Origin of the sequence: Sulfolobus acidocaldarius DSM 639 (assembly GCF_000012285.1) — an archaeon.
GTDB lineage: Archaea > Thermoproteota > Thermoprotei_A > Sulfolobales > Sulfolobaceae > Sulfolobus > Sulfolobus acidocaldarius.
The window spans coordinates 1580112-1597609 of the sequence record NC_007181.1 but is presented as its reverse complement, the minus strand read 5'-3'; the positions used below and the strand labels follow the sequence as shown (position 1 = coordinate 1597609).

Below are 17498 nucleotides of genomic sequence, written 5' to 3'. Positions count from 1 at the left end.
CTCTTATATGATGAGGAAAGCCTCACCTTTAGGGTGGGGACGAAGTTAGCTTGTTTTAAATTCCATGTACGTCCACCGGATACAGGAGGACCAACCGAGCACTTCTCCACACATGGGGGAAGAGGTATCTACGCTCAACTACATCAAGGAATACTCCACATATAGAAGCAAAATGACACTACCCCTATTTCTCCAGTACACCTCTTCGTTTTAGCTCTCTCACTAACAACTCTCCTAACCTCGTTAGACCATAGTATTTATGGTGAGTCCTTGTTTCCTTCTTCGGCTTAGCTCTCCTCTCCCTGAATTTTATGACCTTGCTGTTCTTTTCCTCCATCAAACCCATCCTTTCTAATTCCTCTATCTTTGGAGTGATCTCTTCCAGGGGTTTCCTAAGCAATTTAGAGTAAGTTAATGCGTGGTCGCTGTGTAGTTCCTCAGCGTAATATAATAATTTCAGCCCTACTTCGTCATCCTTTACAATCTCCGCATAAGCATCTATTATATCCTTCTCGTCCAGTCTTCTCAATAGATGGTCTCCGTCTCGGGTTAACCTATAGTAGGTATGGTGTTTATGTACTTCTTGACTCAACTTAAATTTAGCCTCGGTGTTTTTCAGAGTCGCTCCAGTTACTCTCTCTATTAAACCTAGACTTTCGAGTTTATCCAAAACGTCTAGGACTTCGGTTAAAGGTATCTTAGTGTTTAACATTATTGACTTACCATAGTCCACATTAGCTCTTTTGAGATGTCTCAAGACTTCTAAGAGTCTCTTATCCTTCAATACTTCCTTTAGGAGATCATCCATGGAGATCCCTTAATGAATTTCGTAACAATATCATTAAACGTGGTAGGATCGTCGAGATAACATGCGTGGTTATTCCCTATCTGAACAAAGTGGGTAGTTTTGACGCTGTTCATAATTAGCTTGTAATTCTCCTCACTGGAAATTCTGTCTTTTTTGCCCCATATTAAAAGTATAGGGACTCCCTCTAAGTTGGTCAGTAATTTCTCATATTTTTTGACTCCAACTGCGCCGACCAGAATGAGTCCTTTAATGTCTTTTGGATGATAAACTGAATAGGATAATACCGCCTCCCCTCCCATTGAAGCACCTAACAAAAATGGTTTGTTTAAGGACAACGAAAAAATAAAGTCATATATAAAGTCAGAGAGCGAAGTAAACTTACCCCTTTCAGACTTACCATATCCTGGAAAGTCTACAGATATAGCCCTAAAACCAGCCTTTGCTACTGAGTCAAGTGTATTGGTCTCCTTCCAGGTATAGGCATTAAATCTTGAGCCATGAAATAAGATAACTGGATCCCCAGATCCTGATTGAATGTAGTGTATTTTACTACCATTAATCTCAATAAATTTATCGTCTATTTGATCCTTGCTCACTAGTTTTTAGTTTCATTTAACAGTTATAAAACTTTTCCAAAATAATATCAATTTAACTTTGTAAACTACCGTATGTCACCAATGTATTCCTTCAGCCAATCTATTTCCCGGTGAGGAGATACATGTTTCAGCTTTTGGCTCTCACCCTATTTCAACTCTCTAGTATGGATGTAGTAAACGAATCATCTAAAAAGATTTATAAGACTCCACGAATGGGAAGATGTGGATGAATTAACAGATTTAATGAAAAAGATCCTGATTCATATCTACAAGTATGGTCCAGACAACTCTTGGTATATGGCTAGGAGATTATTGGGAGAAAGTGGTTATACACCTAAATTTGATGAGGATGAAATTGAAATTAATTGTAAAAAATTGAAAGAAATGGGTCTCTTGACAGTATACAATGGCTCTCTAAAGAGATCTGTTACGTCTTCTGTTAAGCCTTGGTTAAAGGTGAAGGCAAAAGAGACTGGGGCTAAGCCAAAGGGTGTCTACTATGATTTAACTAAGAAGGGAAGGAAGATAGCTTCACAATTATATAAAGAATTCAGAGGTTAATACTTTTATTTTTGATTGTGTGTATGCCTAGATCTCATATTTAAATGGAGAAGAAAATCAAGGTGTATTCAGAGATATCTGGTTAGGGTATATTTTATTTAGTTAGGTGAAGTTGTTAAAGATATTCATGGTTTATAAATCATCATTTATCCAGAAATTATAATAAGTCTTAAGTATTACCCTAGACAAAATGATTATATGAGAGCTAAAAAGGAGATTAGCGATGACTCTAAACAGAAACTAACTTTTGTCGATCTCTTCTTTATTTCCTTTGGCGGACAAGCCCCTTTTATCTCATTGTTAACTTTCGGCACAGTTATGATTGCTCTTGTAGGTACAGCAGGAGTTTTCGCTATGATCATAGCTACCCTTGTGGTACTCTTTAACGGTTTAGTTGTATACTATCTCTCCAAGAGATTTAAAAGAGGAGGAGGATATTACACATATGCCGTCTACTCCCTCACAACTAGACTTGGTCTAGAAACGGGCTGGAGTTACATTTTATACGCAATATCATATGGTGGAACGCTAGTTACGGGTGGTGCTTACGTTCTGTACTATATTACAGGATGGAATCAGACGATTTTAGCATTAATAGTTTCTGTAGTAGCCTCTGCTATAGTATTATCAGGTGTTAGAGTTTCAGCTAAATATGCCATGATCATGTCACTCATTGAAATGGGGGCAATTGTAATTTTATCCATTTACTTTCTATACAGTTCTGGTTGGCACTTTTACAACCCGGTGAATTTTCCCTCTAAACTAGCTAGTGCAGTCCTCTTTGGCTTAGGCATACCTACAGGGTATGGATCCATTGCTCCTCTGGGAGAGGAGGCAGACACTAGAAAGTCTATTGGAAAAGCAGCTATACTGGTACTCATCTTTGGTGGTGGTCTAGCATCATTATTCTTCTATTCACTTGGGGCAATAAACTTCACAGGAAATTTGGTTGATTACTTATTAGCGAGTTTTAGCATAATAGGAACTGTATTTCTTTCCTTTTTAGCTCTAAATGACGGAATCTTGGGTGGAGTTTCTTACATACTAGCAAACTCACGAACTGTAAAAGCAATGTCTGAAGATCTGATATTTCCTAAGTTTTTGAGTAAATCTGTGAAGAACAGACCCCTTATATCTGAAATATTTATCGCCATAGTATTTATTACGATACTTACCTTGGCTGTTCATTACATAGGACTCTATGACACATTTGTGACCTTAGGTGCACTAGCAGGACTTGGAAATATCTTCATACACACTTCAGCTAATATATCTCTAATAAGGCTAGCGTCCAGGAGACCGAGAAAACACATTGATGAGTTAATGGTAGGTATCATAGCCACAATCATATCATTATGGGTCCTAGTCTCCTCTCTTTTCAGTGTAAACCCTTATGTCACCAACATCTTCTTAGGGTGGCTAATATTTGGATTCCTTTACGCAGAAGCATTGGATATTGTAAGGGGAAATGTGGAGGAAAAGGAAGAGAGAAGGTAAGTGATCCTGCAATTCACTGCTCTACTCTGATCAGAGTTTCAGTTATCATGGCTTCAGCCTCACATACCAACCCTTAGTTCTGCTACCAATTCTATCCTCGTTATACACTATTCCTCTCATTAACGTACATTATAGTCATTAGGTAGTCCCTTAACTCACGTGTAATTAGGAAATTCCTTCTCACGTGTTCCCTTGCATTAGTTCCCATGGTATGCCTTACCTTAGCGTTTCTAGTTAAATATATGGTATAATGCGCAGCACCCTGGGGACTGTTCACCAGGAACCCAGTAACCCCATTAATAACCTGGAGTGGTATTCCTCCAGTATTTCCACCTATCACTGGTTTATTTTTCCACATAGCTTCACTGACAGTTAACCCAAATCCTTCCTTAATAGACTTCTGCATTACTACAGTTGAAGCAGATTGGAAGGCGTTTATTTCCAGATCACTGTATGGAGGTAACATAAGTATATGGATATCCTTGTCGTCCCTAGACTCTCTTATAACCTCATTGTACACTTTTTCTCCCTCAGGGTCATCTGTAGCTGGACTTCCCACATAGGCTAACTGAAGATCTACGTGCCTCTTAGCTAACTTGTATGCCTTAATGACACCTAATGGGTCTTTGGCGTAATCAAACCTAGATATCTGGGTTACTAACGGTTTATCTTCCGATATCCCGAACTTACTCATTATCCTGAGTTTTGTCGTCTCCGAAATGTGCTTATTCTTCTCACTTAGTGGATCAATTGATGGAGGTATTATAAATTGAGGTATGTCTATGTCATCCCTGCCAAAAGATGGGACCGATATTATTGACGCATTATACTCAGACACGTATTTCTTCAGAAAATCCCACACAGGTGGATACGGGTTTGAGATATCTATGTGGCACCTCCATATCCATCTATTATTACCTTTTTTGAATTTAATTAGACCCGCGGGCTGAGGATCATGGATGAACATAACGTCATAGTCTAATGGTATCTCAGATAAATTCAACTCCTGCCATTTATCATAGATCCTGAAGTGCTCCTCGGTAATGTTACCTATACCGTTCTGCAGGGAGTTATGAAAAGACTTTGTCACGTTGAAGAACTCGTTGTCTCCCTTTATAACCCTCCAGTCAACATTAAGTCCTAGCTCCTTCATTAGAGGCACCATTCTGTTTAAAATCTCAGCTACTCCTCCTCCGGCTTTAGTAGAATTAACGTGAAGTATAGATAAGTCCTTTATTCTCTCTGCTATTTTGAACAAGGAATCGAGCTCGTGTTCACCAATAAATTTCTCATATTTCTCTATCATTTCAACAACCACCTCTCTAACGTTTTAATTATATCGCTTCTCAGTACTTCTTCATCAACATAAGTCTGTGGATCGATCTTACTTAATTCCTCTGCTACCTCACTCAACCCGAAATTAGTCTCTAACCAACTGGAGAAATCATTCCTATTAGTGTAACCTAATACTCTCCTAGTTACAAAGTGCCACACCAGAGATCTTCCAGGGATCTCAGATAAACAGTCTAGAAACTCACCCAAAGTGTTTGCAACATAATTTGTTTTATAAGTTATAACCCTACAGGAGACAAATACAAACGGCGATAGAGCAACCCTACCATTAGACCTAAGGCTTAAGACATTTATCAGATCACTTCTAATGTTATCCACTGTCCTAGGCTCTGCCCCAGGAATATCAGATACTAGCTCAGCCAATTCCTTATCTCCCAAACTTTCTGATATCCAGTGTGCAAAGTCGTTTGAGTACTCCTCAGGTATTAGATGTGAACTGAACACAGGGTGAAATATGTGATAAAATAAAGAGTAATTGTCACACTTCTTTACCCCCTCCATCAGTTCTCGTATATTATTAGCCTTAAGCTTAGAGTATATTGGAGGATAGTAGGCTGCGTAAAACTGAAACTGTATTCCTTTTCCCTTTGAGTCTAGGTCTATCATAAAGAATCATTTGTCTCCATTAATAATAAATGTTGTTTAGACATTATCACACTTTTAGATGCGTTTTGAAAGTGTTTCTAATTACCCTCATATGGACTTTTACTCTAGCTTTCACCCATAAAAACCTTGTAGTCATTCACGTCGTTATAAAGAAAAGAAGTTTTAGTTAGAGACAAAAACCATAGAACCTAAAAATTGAAAGGTCACGTAATAACTTTCGCTGTTACAGATGGACTGATCATAATAGTTCCATTAGCACTTATGGTATGAGGTATAGTTATCAATAGGGACTCTGAGGAGCCTCCGCTCAAGAATACACCACCAACAATATGGATCTTGAATACCGAACTAGGTAATATAACTGAAACATTTACAGTCCCTATACTCGCCTCTACAGACGAGACCTGGATGAATATCTCGTTATACTCACCTGGAGGTAATTTAGCTGAGGCTAAGAATGTCATGTTGTAAGTGAGCAAAACTGTCATAGTCCTATTGGAAATAGTTATCCATGCAGTACTATTAGAAGTCGAATTTGCTTTATGGATCATAATGGATGAGATTGTAAGGTATATTTTCAATGTAGAGGTCACCGGAGGGTCTTGTACGTAAATATTTAGATTACCCGAAGTGTAGTAGTTATAAACATAATAAGCTACAGCTGCAACTATGATTATAACTGCTAAAACTATGCCTAGCAATACCAGCCTATTCATCTCTACTACAATTTATATTTCATTTTTAAAAAACTTACTCTTTTTATTTAAATAAGACTAGACAAGAAATGAGAGAAATCCTGAGTTCTAACTGCCTATAGTCTAGTATAGGCTCGATTCGAGGTTTATTTAACAAAGTTTATAAACGATCCTGAAAAATCATCTATGTCATTTTGACGACTCGTATTTATATCTAAACTCTAGTAGAGGAGAGAATTTCAAATGTAATTTAGATCTCTACTGACTATTAGCAGTGGATTTACGTCACTCCTTTGTTACTTTATCGATTTCTTCACTTATTTTTCTCTTAGCGTCTTCAACAAGGCTATTGAGATTGATAACCTCATACTTAACTCTCTTTGCGACTATTGCGTCTCTAATTTTCCTTTCTCTTTCGGTTAGTGCTGAACTTTTTCCAGTCTTAATTTCAAAGAATATTATCTCGGGTTCCGATTCATCAGAAAGACCCTTAAATGCTACGAAATCTACAGGAGAACCTAAATGTCGAAAATCTTTCGGACTGATGCTGTATTTCTGAGCTATAAAGATTGGAGCAAACTCTTCACTTATCTTTCCCAATAAAGTGTTTATTGATTTTGTTACAGCATCCTTTCGTATTTCGCTCTCTTTTTGGATAGTCCACTGCTCCAACATTGCCTTATATTTCATCTCTACTGACTGTTCAATTTGAGTTCTTAACTCATTGGAATGTTGTTGAGTCCATTGAGAGAACATCTCTTGAGCCTGTCTCTTGGACTCCTCCTGAATTTTATTTATTCTCCTTGAGTAGGATATTATAATGAGGACAATTATTATCATGAGAAATATTGAGAGTATTAGACCAATTCCCATATATGTTATAGCTGACTAGACATTTATAATCATATCTATCAGAGTCAATAAATTGTTCCTCCATAAACAGATTACACGGGAAAACTCAACAAAAATCTTTTTAACTAAATATAGTAAAAATGAAATTATGAGTTGGTCTGATGAAGACACTGAGTTAGAAATGCTATTGAATCGAAAGTTAGTAAACGTTTTAAGATCTAACACGGAGAAGAATATAACCAAATTTCCAGGAGGTAAAATTCACCACTTAACGGACAAAAACTTTAACGAATTTCTCAGTAGCTTCAAGGTTTCAGTAGTGGATTTTTGGGCTGAATGGTGTCCTCCCTGTCACTTACTATCGCCAATAATTGAGGAACTGTCTAAGGATTACAAAGGAGTTGGCTTTGGTAAATTAAATGTTGACCAATACCCTGAGATAGCAACTAGTTACGGTGTAATAAGTTTACCCACAGTATTGTTATTTCATGAAGGTAAACCTGTGGATTATGTACTTGGTGCAGTACCTAGGGAAGTCATTGAGCATAAGTTAAGGAAATTTATTGGGACTTGATGAGATAATTAAATGAATTCTACCGTATTTGACTTCACTCATTTCATTTCTATGCAAATCTCACCGTCTTTATTTACCACCCTGTAAACTTCCAAGTTTAATGTGTCCTTCCATTTTCCGTAACCGTCCCTATAAGGTATGTATACAGCATTACCGGTATCTAAGTTGTATATGTAACCGTGTAAGTGACACTTTATTTGGTTCCCACCAATGAAGTCTCCATAAGCCAGATCTCCTCCCTTGTGAGGACACCACCTAGAAAAACACTTGAGCTCACCTCTAATGTTAACAATAAGTAAATCCTTTCCGTCTATTTCTATTTTCTTAGTTTCCCCTTCTTTCACGTTATTTAACCCAGTACACCTTATCATATTCTTCAGTAATTTAGAGTTAATCTTAACTAAAATATATTTCTATTTAGTATCACGGTGATGAGACGCCTCTTCAATAGTTATTTCCGACTATGTTTGAGATGACACTTCTAATTAAGAATAACTCTTAATTAGAAAGTTTTTTAAACTACTAGTCTAGTATGATATTGGGAGAGAAAAAAGATGAGTCAAAACAAAAACAATCCAAGCCAAAATGAAATTAAACCTGTTGGAGTGGAAATATTGGAAAAATCTGGTTTAGACGTCAAAAAACTGATAGACAAACTAGTAAAGGCAACAGCGGCTGAGTTCACCACTTATTACTACTATACAATACTTAGGATGCACTTGACCGGTTTAGATGGAGAGGGACTAAAGGAAATTGCAGAGGATGCCAGACTTGAGGATAGGTTACACTTTGAGTTGATGACACAGAGGATATATGAACTAGGAGGTTCACTGCCTAGAGATATTAGAGAAGTTGCTGATATATCTGCTTGTGCAGATGCATACTTGCCACAGAACTGGAAAGACCCCAAGGAGATATTGAAAGTTTTACTTGAAGCTGAGCAGTGTGCAATTAGGACATGGAAAGAAGTGTGTGATTTAACATACGGCAAAGATCCAAGGACTTATGACTTAGCACAGAGGATCCTACAGGAAGAGATTGAGCACGAAGCCTGGTTCATAGAGCTACTGTACGCCAGACCATCAGGTCACTTCAGGAGATCCTTCCCAGGCGAAGGTCCACTATCTAAGAAGTCCATAGAGTAAAAAAGAAAAGTATTTTTACTTCTTTTCACTCTTATAATTAGATATATCTTTTATCATTTTTTATAATTACAAATATTGGAAAGGGGTTAACTGATGAGCAGGAGAGAAATGATGCAACTATTCGGACCAGCATGGATAGCACTCTTAGCTGATGCTGACGCAGCCAGTATTATAGGGGGGTTTATAACTGGTCAACAATATGGTCTAGGGCTCACATGGTTCGTATTATTGTTAGCACTACCCCTATTCGTTGTTCAGGAGACTGCGGGAAGGATATCTGCAGTTACTGGAAAAGGTCTAGGAGAGATAATCAGGACTTATTACTCAAGAAAACTTGCAATAGTCGCAACCCTTCCCATATTTTCCATTGATGTCTTCACTTATATAAGCGAATACGTTGGAATAGCAATAGGTAGCTACTTAATCGGTATACCCCCTACACTTGGTCTCTTATCATTCTTCTTATTTCACCTCTTGGTGATATTAACAAGAAAATATGAGAAGACAGAGAGGGCATTAATCATAGTCTCATTCATCTTAGTCCTGTCCTCTATTATCGTGACCATACCTAAAGCTTCTAATTTAGATCTATCACCCTACTTTTCCACCTCAAATGACTTCCTTACCTATCTTGCAATAAATATAGGTGCAGTTGTCACACCTCCATGCATGCTAATCTACCAAGCCTCTGCAACCTCTGTTAAGTACAATAAACTAGATATTTCGACTAAAGACAAGCTATCCTGGGTCACTAAAGAGACAATACTGGGTGCACTGACTACGGAACTAATAATAGTTTTCGCAGAGGTTGTAGGGACAGGTCTGGGTAAAGTGGACCCAACAAATACAATTCAACTTTCCTCAGTCTTGAGCTCGTTCTCGAGCATCTTGCCATTTGTGTTTGGAGTTCTGATCATGAGTGCAGGCTTTTTAGCACTTGTCGTTGTGTCATTAAGTAGTGCCTGGGGTGTCCTTGAAGCCTTAGGTAGGGGTAGCAGTAAAGACAACAAGTATAACATGAGAGACGTGTTAACGATTTACGGATTAGAGTCCTTACCGGCTTTACTTATTGTTTACCTATCAAGCCAAAATTATGCAGAAATACTACAGTTTGCCACCACACTCTTAGCCTTAGCCCCTATTGTGTTCACCTTTACCGCATCTCTCCTAGGGATGATAATTTCTAGCAGAAGAATCATGGGTAACTATGCATACTCAAAGTTCAGGGTATTTATATACTTCCTCACTGTATCATTGATATTCATAGGAGGGGTCATTGGAGTCCTGAGCATGGTTGGACACTGAGAGGAATTAATCTCTCCTTCTGAACGCGAAGAACAGGGAAATCAAAGTTAATACCCCTCCAACGATTTCCTCTAGGCTAGGTACTTGGGAAAATAATATGAAGGCTAACAGTGTTGCCACAACAGGCTCAATCAGTTCTGCCGACGTTACTAAGCTTATTGGAACCTTATTCGCGGAGTAAATTACTGATCCATGACCTATGATAGTGGGTATAAATACGAGTCCCAGAATAGCCATGAGGGTTTCAAGGTTAAAATTTCCCATCGAGAAAAACGGTAAGACAGGCACCATAAACGCTGATGAGATAATATAGATTCTTGGGGTCACTGTGAAGAAGTCGTACTGGATCTTTGACAGGAAGTAGGTATATAGGGCAAATGATAGAGCTGAAATAACCGCCATGAGATTCCCTACGATACTGCCGAAAGGGGAATTCAGGTTCATAATTACTATGCCCAGGATAGCTAGTATCACAAACAAATCCACTCTCCTCTTAAAGATCATAGCGAATATGGGACTGGTGGAGACGAGAATAGTTGAGGCTGCTATTGTAGTTAAGAAAACACTGAAGACAAAGAGTACCATATGAAGGGATAGGAATAGTGATGGTAAGACAAGTTTTCTCAGGCTGATTGGGTTGTTATGACTATTTTTGTTGTTCCCCTGCTTTCTGATAGCCCTACCTATTAGTAGTAATACTAATCCTGCAAATAGAAATCTAAATAATGTAATGTACGGTGGAGTTATACTGCAAAACTTCACAAAGATCGCCGCTGTCCCAAAGGCAACCCCACCAAAAAACAGAAGTGCTCTCTCCCTCATATCTAACAGTTTTATACATTTCCAGTTTTAATTCTTATTATGACAATCAAAAATAGGTCTGAGGTATTCAAAATAGCTTTTTCAGCCTTCTTTGCTGACCTAGGATATCAATCAGCCGTAGCGTCTTTCCCAATAGTCTTTGTTCTCATATTTGGAGCCCCCTTTTATATGTACGGTATAGCTGAGGCACTAAACTACGGTCTGGGAACGTTAATGTCATACATTGGGGGAATAGCTGGAGATAAGTACGGAAGGAAGAGGATTGTAATTCTGGGTAATTCCCTTATCATCTTAGTCTCCCTCATGGGTTTCGCAAGGGATTACATCCAAGCTCTGCTGTTTTTCATGTTAGGATGGTGGTTTAGAAATTTCAGGTCTCCTCCAAGAAGGGCTATGATGGCTGAGGTAACAAGTCCTGATGAGCGGGCAGAGGCTTTTGGAATTCTTCACTCAATAGACATAGCTGGAGCATTACTGTCGATTACCATACTTACACTTGTGCTATATTTCCGCTTATCCTTACTATCATATCTTCCCTTTACTGCTCTTCCCCTAGTAATATCTACAATATTAGTATCTATCGTGAAAGCTGGTCATCTTCAAAATAATGGTTCCAGTAAAGCCAAGGTCACAGTGACAAACAAGAGGGTCTTTTGGGGCATTATCATTTCCACTTTCTTCTTTGGGTATAGCCAATACAGTTTTGGTTTCCCTATACTGACAACTACTGAGATCACAGGGAAGGAGTATTTGGGAATAATCTCTTACGGTATATTTCTGGCAGGTTCGTCATTGTTCGGATACTTGTTTGGTATATCGAAATTCAGGGAACTCAGAGCCCTAGCCTTTCTTGGATATCTGCTTTCAGCTTTTGTCTCATTGGGTTTTGCATTTATCTCAGGTTATGGTATAACCTCGCTTTACACACTGTCATTTCTCATGGGGATAGCTGTAGCCTCTGCAGAGACCTTTGAACCCACAGTAATATCGAAGTTGACAAACGAGCAGGCTTATGGTTCAGCTATGGGGTATTTGTCTGCAGGAAGGAGTGTAGGAATATTCTTGGGCAATACAATAATGGGATTTCTTTATCAACTTAGTTATAGCTATGCGTATGTGTTCGCCTTTTTCACGTCTCTCATAGCATTTCTAATAATATTGGTTGTCACAAGGAAGTAGAGAGTGAGTAGTATATGTACAGATGTATATCGTCTTTATCTGAAAGCTACCACGAATTGCTTCTGACTGGGTTTAAAAACACACATGCATCATTCCATGTGTTCAATAGGACTAAAGAGAGTATGTGACAAGCCTGAAGTTTAATAGGTGGTAAAAGTGAAGTTTTAGTGCTCTATAATTGATAATTTTAAATTACTAAAAACGTAAATTATATAAAAAGTTTTATATGAAGTTATTTGAATATGAAAGGTATAAATACACTTTGTTTAAAATGGGTCATTTAATTCAGCTATTCAACTAAAATATAATTACTTAATCTTATAAATAATTTTTTAAAGGGATACAAACGCTTTATCTCCTTTATTAATCATGAGGTGTTGAAGAACTACAGTTTTATAACTAGGTAATTTACTCCTAGGTATATTACAAAGAACAAGGGCAAGAACACCTCATCGATATCAACTAGTGCTTCTGCAACGAAAAGGGTAGCAAGCCCAAAGAGTAAAGCTGATAACACGAATTTTAAATGTGGAACGCGTATCTTCATTATTTGAGACCTAAGTGCAATTGTTAGGGCAATTACAATTATCACCGCTATCCCAGTTCCTAACAGAGCTGAGGAAAAGCTTTGAGGGATTAGGGCTAATATTACAAGTCCTGCTTCCAGGGCTTCAGTAGCTGAAACAACAAAGACGGTCATTATTCCCTCTTCCTTTTCCTCATGTTTCTTCTTAGAGCCCTTAAAACTCCTTCTTGCACTACGTAATAACTTATAACCGAAGTAAGCTAAGATAACTGCAGCTACTAGTAACACGTAATTTATGGGAAGTAGAACTATGTACTGACCAAGGGTGAAAACAGGGACTAGAACTATAAGTATTCCAGCAATGGCGTATAGGAATGGCTTACTGTTCTTGTATATCCCCTGAAATATGACAGCTACTGCACTTGCCTCAGACAGTTCTAAAATGCTTATACCAAGGGAAGCCAAAAGAACTGAAAAATCCATGATTAAATTTTAACTGCTCTTTGATAATAAGTCTATCGAAACTTTATATTTAATTGAAAGTGATACAACGTTTGGTTTTTGTTTCTTTCCTCACATGTAACACTAACGTAAATTTCTGTAAGGAGAAAAAATACATAGTCTAAAATTTCCAGCATAAAATAATGCTGTCCCCTAGTCAGTAGTATACTTGATTGGTGAAAGTTAAGGATGTGTGTAACTTGTTATCGTCAGATTTTTCTCGTCGTCAAGATGAATATCTCCTCTTCCGACTCCTTAATTTTTAATATATTATAATTAATTATGTTAGGTATGAAACCTCTAGGATTTATCGGGAATGGATTAACATCTGCCCTTGTTGACAATGGATCCATTGTGTGGCTCACATTCCCTAGATTCGATTCACCGTCTGTATTTGGAAAATTGTTAGACGATAATGCTGGAGAGTTCTCTATTAGACCCGTAGAGGATAAATTCAAAGTTTCTCAAAGTTATCTTGTCCCTAATGTCCTTTCGACTACTTTCAAGAGCAGTAACGGCAAGGCTGAAATCGTAGATCTTATGCCCATAGGGGAAAAGGCTATTATCAGAAAAGTAAGGACCGAAATCCCTCTATCTTTTAAGATAATCCCCATGTTTAATTACGGGCTGTATAGACCCATCATAAGACGGAAAGACGATGGTATACAGTTTCTTAATCCCGTTTCCAGAGAGTGTTTATCACTGTTAAGTGATGTACCTACTGACGAGATTAAACCACCTGGGACAACACTATACCTAGTCTATAGTTCTGACTGTGCGTATGGTCCCTTAGATAAGGGAAAACAACTGGAGAATGATCTGGAGAATTCCTTTAACCTCACCATCGATTACTGGAAAGATAAAATAAGATCAAATGATGAGGTATGGAGAACAAGTGTAGGAGTTCTCTTAGGCTTAATTTACTCCCCTTCAGGCTCAAGTATAGCTGCTGCTACAACATCATTACCTGAAGCTGTCGGTGATAGTAGAAATTGGGATTACAGATTTGTATGGGTCAGAGACTCCTCCATGATATCTGAAGCCCTATTATATTCAGGCTATGTTGTAGAGGCAAGAAGGATACTGAACTTCATGCTTGCTTTAGTTAATTTCACCGCAAAACCATTACTACACCCATTATATGCAGTGGATGGCTCTGATCCTCCCCCAGAAATCGAAATACCGTGGCTCTCAGGATACATGAACTCAAGACCGGTCAGAGTAGGTAATGCTGCAGCATCACAAATACAACTGGACATTGAGGGATTCCTGGTAGATGCAATCTATAAATACTATAAGTACACTAGTGATAGAGTGTTCGTTGAAGAGAATTGGGATAAAATAAAGTACATCGGAGACTGGGTTTCCAAGAACTGGATGTTAAAAGATGCTGGAATGTGGGAGGACAGAGGAGACCCCAAACATTACACTCACTCTAAAGTCATGATGTGGGTCGCGTTAGACAGGATAGAGAAGATTATGAATGTGAAGATTCATGAAAAGGATGAGATAAAGGAATGGGTCATGAGAAATTGCGTTAAGGACGGAAGCTTTGTGAGAAGTTCAGACTCGAATGACGTTGACGCAAACTTGTTAACCCTACCATTGTACGATTTCATAGATGTTAAAGACCCAATATTTCTTAAAACGCTGAAGAGAATTGAAGATGAGTTGTATGTGGACGGTTTCGTAAAGAGGTATTCTCAAGACTTTATGGGGGAAGCTAAGCACCCATTTGCACTTGCAACGATTTGGCTGGCTAGAGTGTATATAAGACTAGGAAGGAAAGAGAGGGCAATGGAGTTATTGGACAAGGTATTGAAACCATCTGGGACGTTGTACCTAATCGGTGAACATATTGATGTAGAGAACATGGAGTATACTGGTAATTACCCTCAGGCTTTTGTACATGCTCAGTTGTTACTAGCTCTGAAGGAAGTAAAAGGTCTAAGTACATGATGTTACAGACCCTAAGATTACCTACCAAATACCAGTTCACGAAATGAGGAAAGCCTTACAATCTGTGGCGAGAAGGAAGTCAGAAGATAAGACCTCCCTACACTCAAGGGAGATTTGAGTGAATAACCTGGGGAACCGTCATATGTTAAATAATCAGTGCTTTTTCCTTTTGAGAAAGACGCGGAGTATTTAAGATTTAAAATCATGTCCCTTTTATTTGGAAAAGCATAAATTTCTGCTTTGCCTACATAACTCATGAAAAGAGTTCTGAGAATCCCTAGGTTCATGAAAGAAGGGAAGACGAAAACTCTGGAATTATTTGTCGATTCACCTACGACTAATGATAAGGGGTTTCCTCAAGAGGCTAAGTTCCTTATAGTAATAGACGACGGAAATAACAGGGTTGCTTTTCAGTTAAATCAGTCAGAAGCAGCCTTACTTTACCATAGACTAAACTATGTGTTGAACGAGACCTCAAAGGAGTACATAGAGTTGGAGGAGAAGAATAGGAAGACGTACGAAGGAAAGAAGACTAAGCCCTCAAGACCTCAGGAAAGCGAGGATGACGTCTTCTTAGATGAAGAGGAGTGAAACAAGTTCTGAACCGCCATGACTATACTTTATTCCTCGGATCACTAAGTGTTTTTCGTTAGAGTGCAGATAGATAACGACACCCATTTTAATTTTTATGTTAAGACGTGTTAATCTATTAATATGAGCTCTGAAAGCAAGTATCAAAAAGGTCTTGAGTTAAGGAAACAGGTTGTTGGAGAGAAGTATGTCAACAGAGCACTATCAACCGCAACCGATTTCAGTAAACCATTGCAAGACCTTATTACTGAGCATGTTTGGGGAAATATATGGTCTAGACCCGTACTGGATAGGAAGACAAGAAGTTTAATAACTGTAGCCATGCTGATAGCACTGAACAGACCAAATGAACTGAGAATACATATTAAGGGTGCTCTTAGGAATGGATGTTCTAAAGAGGAGATCAGGGAACTGCTAATTCATTCTACAGTGTACTGTGGTTTTCCTGCTGCCGTGGACGCATTTAAGATCGCTGAGGAAGTAATAGAAGAGTGGGAGAAAGGAAATAGGGACTAGAACCTCTCGTACTTAAAGTGGGAAATTGGTCTTATATATTTTTTATTTCTTTTTAGGTGCTGTCCTAAATCAAGTATTATCCTGAAATACAAAAGGGGATCAACTGTAAATGACGCGTAAACTGACTTCCCTCACATCAATGGCAAGGGTTTCCTCGTTTTGTGATTGTTCTTGTCTCTACGGTCATTGGTCAACGAATCCGTATCTGGTAAGAAGTTCCTTTGTACTCGTAGCAGTTACGTACTTTGATGCCCTATCTCTCAACACCTTATCATCCGTTACTAACATGAGGTTCTTATTTATGGCAACTAGCAAATAAGAGGCATCATAGATTGTCAAATCCTCCTTCAATGCTAAATCAAATACTTCCTCTTCTGATCCACTGATGGAATTTACGGGTATTATGCTCATCACCTTTATTATCGCTCTTATGTATTTTCCCGCTAAATCCCTACTAATTACTTTTAGTTTACGATATTCCTTCCATATGGCACTTATGCACTCATATAGTGCTAAGTTTAACGTCTCTCCGTTAGTTAATGGCGAGACGATGCCCCTTTTTATAAGGTTTACGATTGAACTTGCGTCAAAGAGGTACTCGGTCAACGACTTTCCCTATCTTCACGTATTAGTCTTGCAACATCCTCATCTGATATTTGTGATTTTTCTTTCAAGTCCTTCAGTTCCTTTTCTAACTCTTGAATCGCTCTCCTTCTCACTTCCTCCTCTAAAGCCTTTCTAATTACCGGACCAGGTTTTATACCATATTTGTCCATCAATTCCTTTAACTCACGAGGTACTTTAGCAGATATAGTAACATATCCACTGCTATCCATAAAATAATTTATATGGGTAGACTTATATAAGGTTTACCCGATATAAAGGACTAATTACACTAAAGTTGGTTGTGTTTTTTATGACTCCAAGTAGAACCCAGGGTTTTACTTTAATCTCATAAGTTATTACGAGGTTACAGAAAGATGAAAATTTGAGAGAAGTCGTAAAAAAGTAGAGCATAACCCTCTGAAGCTTCAAAAATTTTTTAGTGAAGTAGAGAAGACCATAACGCAAACTAGTTATTTCCAGCAAAAATTGGTGAGAAATCTAATTCTCACGTGTTTAAGGTCTGTATATTTTTGATATTAACTATTTTTAACAGATTAATGGAGAAGAAGTCTATGCTCTGATGTATTTTTGAATACATTTTTCGCTTCTCCTAATATTTGTATTTTAGTTCCACTTTATTTTATAATTCAAAGGTGTTTTTATTGATTATACTTTTTTGATGGTATTATCATAAGAAATGAACATTTTTCAATATGACCGATGAGAAAATGAAAAATTTCTAACTAACAACCTAATATAGCCTACGTATTACTATATAGTTTACGACAATTTATATTTACTATATG

General features: G+C 37.9%; 20 protein-coding genes. 9 read left to right on the top strand and 11 right to left on the bottom strand.

What is annotated here, in order from left to right:
* Window positions 1-184 precede the first annotated feature (184 nt).
* Complete coding sequence (locus SACI_RS08780; RefSeq protein WP_011278639.1) at window positions 185-808, bottom strand: DUF2250 domain-containing protein; 624 nt, start codon at window positions 806-808, stop codon at window positions 185-187.
* Complete coding sequence (locus SACI_RS08775) at window positions 793-1404, bottom strand: alpha/beta fold hydrolase (RefSeq protein ID WP_011278638.1); 612 nt, start codon at window positions 1402-1404, stop codon at window positions 793-795. The genes SACI_RS08780 and SACI_RS08775 overlap by 16 nt, the downstream gene beginning before the upstream one ends.
* A 243-nt stretch (window positions 1405-1647) precedes the next feature.
* On the opposite strand from SACI_RS08775, the gene SACI_RS08770 reads away from it, so the two are divergent.
* Together SACI_RS08770 and SACI_RS08765 are read left to right on the top strand one after the other, a co-directional pair.
* Entirely contained in the window at window positions 1648-1965 is a 318-nt protein-coding gene (locus SACI_RS08770) for a hypothetical protein (RefSeq protein WP_176586698.1), read from the top strand.
* Window positions 1966-2163: 198 nt separating this feature from the next.
* Complete coding sequence (locus tag SACI_RS08765; protein ID WP_011278636.1) at window positions 2164-3462, top strand: APC family permease; 1299 nt, start codon at window positions 2164-2166, stop codon at window positions 3460-3462.
* 100 nt (window positions 3463-3562) lie between these two features.
* On the opposite strand, the gene SACI_RS08760 is transcribed toward SACI_RS08765, so the two are convergent.
* From SACI_RS08760 to SACI_RS08745, 4 genes are all read right to left on the bottom strand, one after another.
* Entirely contained in the window at window positions 3563-4768 is a 1206-nt protein-coding gene (locus tag SACI_RS08760) for a glycosyltransferase (protein ID WP_011278635.1), read from the bottom strand.
* On the bottom strand, window positions 4765-5421 hold the full coding sequence (locus tag SACI_RS08755) for a DUF5752 family protein (protein ID WP_011278634.1): 657 nt from the start codon (window positions 5419-5421) through the stop codon (window positions 4765-4767). The genes SACI_RS08760 and SACI_RS08755 overlap by 4 nt, the downstream gene beginning before the upstream one ends.
* A gap of 203 nt (window positions 5422-5624) precedes the next feature.
* Entirely contained in the window at window positions 5625-6137 is a 513-nt protein-coding gene (locus SACI_RS08750; protein ID WP_011278633.1) for a DUF4382 domain-containing protein, read from the bottom strand.
* A 264-nt stretch (window positions 6138-6401) separates the two neighbouring features.
* Window positions 6402-6989, bottom strand: coding sequence for a Holliday junction resolvase-like protein (locus tag SACI_RS08745; protein ID WP_011278632.1), 588 nt, complete (start codon window positions 6987-6989; stop codon window positions 6402-6404).
* A gap of 127 nt (window positions 6990-7116) precedes the next feature.
* Here SACI_RS08745 and trxA point away from each other — a divergent pair, with 127 nt between their 5' ends.
* Window positions 7117-7542 carry a thioredoxin gene (trxA, locus tag SACI_RS08740; protein ID WP_011278631.1) on the top strand — a complete coding sequence of 142 codons (426 nt, stop codon included), beginning with the start codon at window positions 7117-7119 and terminating at the stop codon, window positions 7540-7542.
* A gap of 38 nt (window positions 7543-7580) precedes the next feature.
* Here the strand turns inward: trxA and SACI_RS08735 are convergent, their stop codons facing one another.
* Entirely contained in the window at window positions 7581-7913 is a 333-nt protein-coding gene (locus tag SACI_RS08735; protein WP_011278630.1) for a Rieske (2Fe-2S) protein, read from the bottom strand.
* A 183-nt stretch (window positions 7914-8096) separates the two neighbouring features.
* Between SACI_RS08735 and dps the strand changes: the two genes are divergently transcribed.
* Window positions 8097-8687 carry a DNA protection during starvation protein gene (dps, locus tag SACI_RS08730; protein ID WP_011278629.1) on the top strand — a complete coding sequence of 197 codons (591 nt, stop codon included), beginning with the start codon at window positions 8097-8099 and terminating at the stop codon, window positions 8685-8687.
* Between the two features lie 93 nt (window positions 8688-8780).
* A complete protein-coding gene (locus SACI_RS08725; RefSeq protein ID WP_011278628.1) occupies window positions 8781-9992 on the top strand; it encodes an NRAMP family divalent metal transporter in 1212 nt (403 codons plus the stop codon).
* A 6-nt stretch (window positions 9993-9998) separates the two neighbouring features.
* Here the strand turns inward: SACI_RS08725 and SACI_RS08720 are convergent, their stop codons facing one another.
* The gene (locus SACI_RS08720; RefSeq protein ID WP_011278627.1) at window positions 9999-10814 is read right to left on the bottom strand and encodes a DMT family transporter; all 816 of its coding nucleotides are present in this window, start codon (window positions 10812-10814) and stop codon (window positions 9999-10001) included.
* 39 nt (window positions 10815-10853) lie between these two features.
* On the opposite strand from SACI_RS08720, the gene SACI_RS08715 reads away from it, so the two are divergent.
* The gene (locus tag SACI_RS08715) at window positions 10854-11993 is read left to right on the top strand and encodes an MFS transporter (protein ID WP_011278626.1); all 1140 of its coding nucleotides are present in this window, start codon (window positions 10854-10856) and stop codon (window positions 11991-11993) included.
* A gap of 385 nt (window positions 11994-12378) precedes the next feature.
* Here SACI_RS08715 and SACI_RS08710 read toward each other — a convergent pair whose 3' ends face one another.
* Window positions 12379-13002, bottom strand: a complete 624-nt coding sequence (locus SACI_RS08710) for a membrane protein (protein WP_011278625.1) — start codon at window positions 13000-13002, stop codon at window positions 12379-12381.
* Window positions 13003-13311: 309 nt separating this feature from the next.
* Between SACI_RS08710 and treH1 the strand changes: the two genes are divergently transcribed.
* The 3 genes from treH1 (at window position 13312) to SACI_RS08690 (ending at window position 16086) form a co-directional block, all read left to right on the top strand.
* Window positions 13312-14979: an alpha,alpha-trehalase TreH1 gene (gene treH1, locus SACI_RS08705; protein ID WP_176586695.1), complete on the top strand. Its 1668-nt coding sequence runs from the start codon at window positions 13312-13314 to the stop codon at window positions 14977-14979.
* A 255-nt stretch (window positions 14980-15234) separates the two neighbouring features.
* Window positions 15235-15570 (top strand): hypothetical protein, encoded by a 336-nt coding sequence (locus SACI_RS08695; protein WP_015385678.1) that lies wholly within the window; start codon window positions 15235-15237, stop codon window positions 15568-15570.
* 123 nt (window positions 15571-15693) lie between these two features.
* Window positions 15694-16086: a carboxymuconolactone decarboxylase family protein gene (locus SACI_RS08690; protein WP_011278622.1), complete on the top strand. Its 393-nt coding sequence runs from the start codon at window positions 15694-15696 to the stop codon at window positions 16084-16086.
* 183 nt (window positions 16087-16269) lie between these two features.
* Here the strand turns inward: SACI_RS08690 and SACI_RS08685 are convergent, their stop codons facing one another.
* Both SACI_RS08685 and SACI_RS08680 read right to left on the bottom strand, forming a co-directional pair.
* Window positions 16270-16692 carry a type II toxin-antitoxin system VapC family toxin gene (locus tag SACI_RS08685; RefSeq protein WP_011278621.1) on the bottom strand — a complete coding sequence of 141 codons (423 nt, stop codon included), beginning with the start codon at window positions 16690-16692 and terminating at the stop codon, window positions 16270-16272.
* Complete coding sequence (locus tag SACI_RS08680) at window positions 16689-16922, bottom strand: hypothetical protein (protein ID WP_011278620.1); 234 nt, start codon at window positions 16920-16922, stop codon at window positions 16689-16691. Before SACI_RS08680 ends, SACI_RS08685 begins: the two co-directional genes overlap by 4 nt.
* Between the last annotated feature and the right edge of the window lie 576 nt (window positions 16923-17498).

What these genes read in the sequence shown, in the direction of transcription:
- SACI_RS08755 (WP_011278634.1), bottom strand. Translation starts at nt 5,421, where the DNA reads ATGATAGACCTAGACTCAAAGGGAAAAGGAATACAGTTTCAGTTTTAC.
- SACI_RS08710 (WP_011278625.1), bottom strand. Translation starts at nt 13,002, where the DNA reads ATGGATTTTTCAGTTCTTTTGGCTTCCCTTGGTATAAGCATTTTAGAA.
- SACI_RS08745 (WP_011278632.1), bottom strand. Translation starts at nt 6,989, where the DNA reads ATGGGAATTGGTCTAATACTCTCAATATTTCTCATGATAATAATTGTC.
- SACI_RS08720 (WP_011278627.1), bottom strand. Translation starts at nt 10,814, where the DNA reads ATGAGGGAGAGAGCACTTCTGTTTTTTGGTGGGGTTGCCTTTGGGACA.
- SACI_RS08780 (WP_011278639.1), bottom strand. Translation starts at nt 808, where the DNA reads ATGGATGATCTCCTAAAGGAAGTATTGAAGGATAAGAGACTCTTAGAA.
- SACI_RS08715 (WP_011278626.1), top strand. Translation starts at nt 10,854, where the DNA reads ATGACAATCAAAAATAGGTCTGAGGTATTCAAAATAGCTTTTTCAGCC.
- SACI_RS08760 (WP_011278635.1), bottom strand. Translation starts at nt 4,768, where the DNA reads ATGATAGAGAAATATGAGAAATTTATTGGTGAACACGAGCTCGATTCC.
- SACI_RS08735 (WP_011278630.1), bottom strand. Translation starts at nt 7,913, where the DNA reads ATGATAAGGTGTACTGGGTTAAATAACGTGAAAGAAGGGGAAACTAAG.
- treH1 (WP_176586695.1), top strand. Translation starts at nt 13,312, where the DNA reads ATGAAACCTCTAGGATTTATCGGGAATGGATTAACATCTGCCCTTGTT.
- SACI_RS08725 (WP_011278628.1), top strand. Translation starts at nt 8,781, where the DNA reads ATGAGCAGGAGAGAAATGATGCAACTATTCGGACCAGCATGGATAGCA.
- SACI_RS08765 (WP_011278636.1), top strand. Translation starts at nt 2,164, where the DNA reads ATGAGAGCTAAAAAGGAGATTAGCGATGACTCTAAACAGAAACTAACT.
- trxA (WP_011278631.1), top strand. Translation starts at nt 7,117, where the DNA reads ATGAGTTGGTCTGATGAAGACACTGAGTTAGAAATGCTATTGAATCGA.
- dps (WP_011278629.1), top strand. Translation starts at nt 8,097, where the DNA reads ATGAGTCAAAACAAAAACAATCCAAGCCAAAATGAAATTAAACCTGTT.
- SACI_RS08695 (WP_015385678.1), top strand. Translation starts at nt 15,235, where the DNA reads ATGAAAAGAGTTCTGAGAATCCCTAGGTTCATGAAAGAAGGGAAGACG.
- SACI_RS08680 (WP_011278620.1), bottom strand. Translation starts at nt 16,922, where the DNA reads ATGGATAGCAGTGGATATGTTACTATATCTGCTAAAGTACCTCGTGAG.
- SACI_RS08690 (WP_011278622.1), top strand. Translation starts at nt 15,694, where the DNA reads ATGAGCTCTGAAAGCAAGTATCAAAAAGGTCTTGAGTTAAGGAAACAG.
- SACI_RS08750 (WP_011278633.1), bottom strand. Translation starts at nt 6,137, where the DNA reads ATGAATAGGCTGGTATTGCTAGGCATAGTTTTAGCAGTTATAATCATA.
- SACI_RS08770 (WP_176586698.1), top strand. Translation starts at nt 1,648, where the DNA reads ATGAAAAAGATCCTGATTCATATCTACAAGTATGGTCCAGACAACTCT.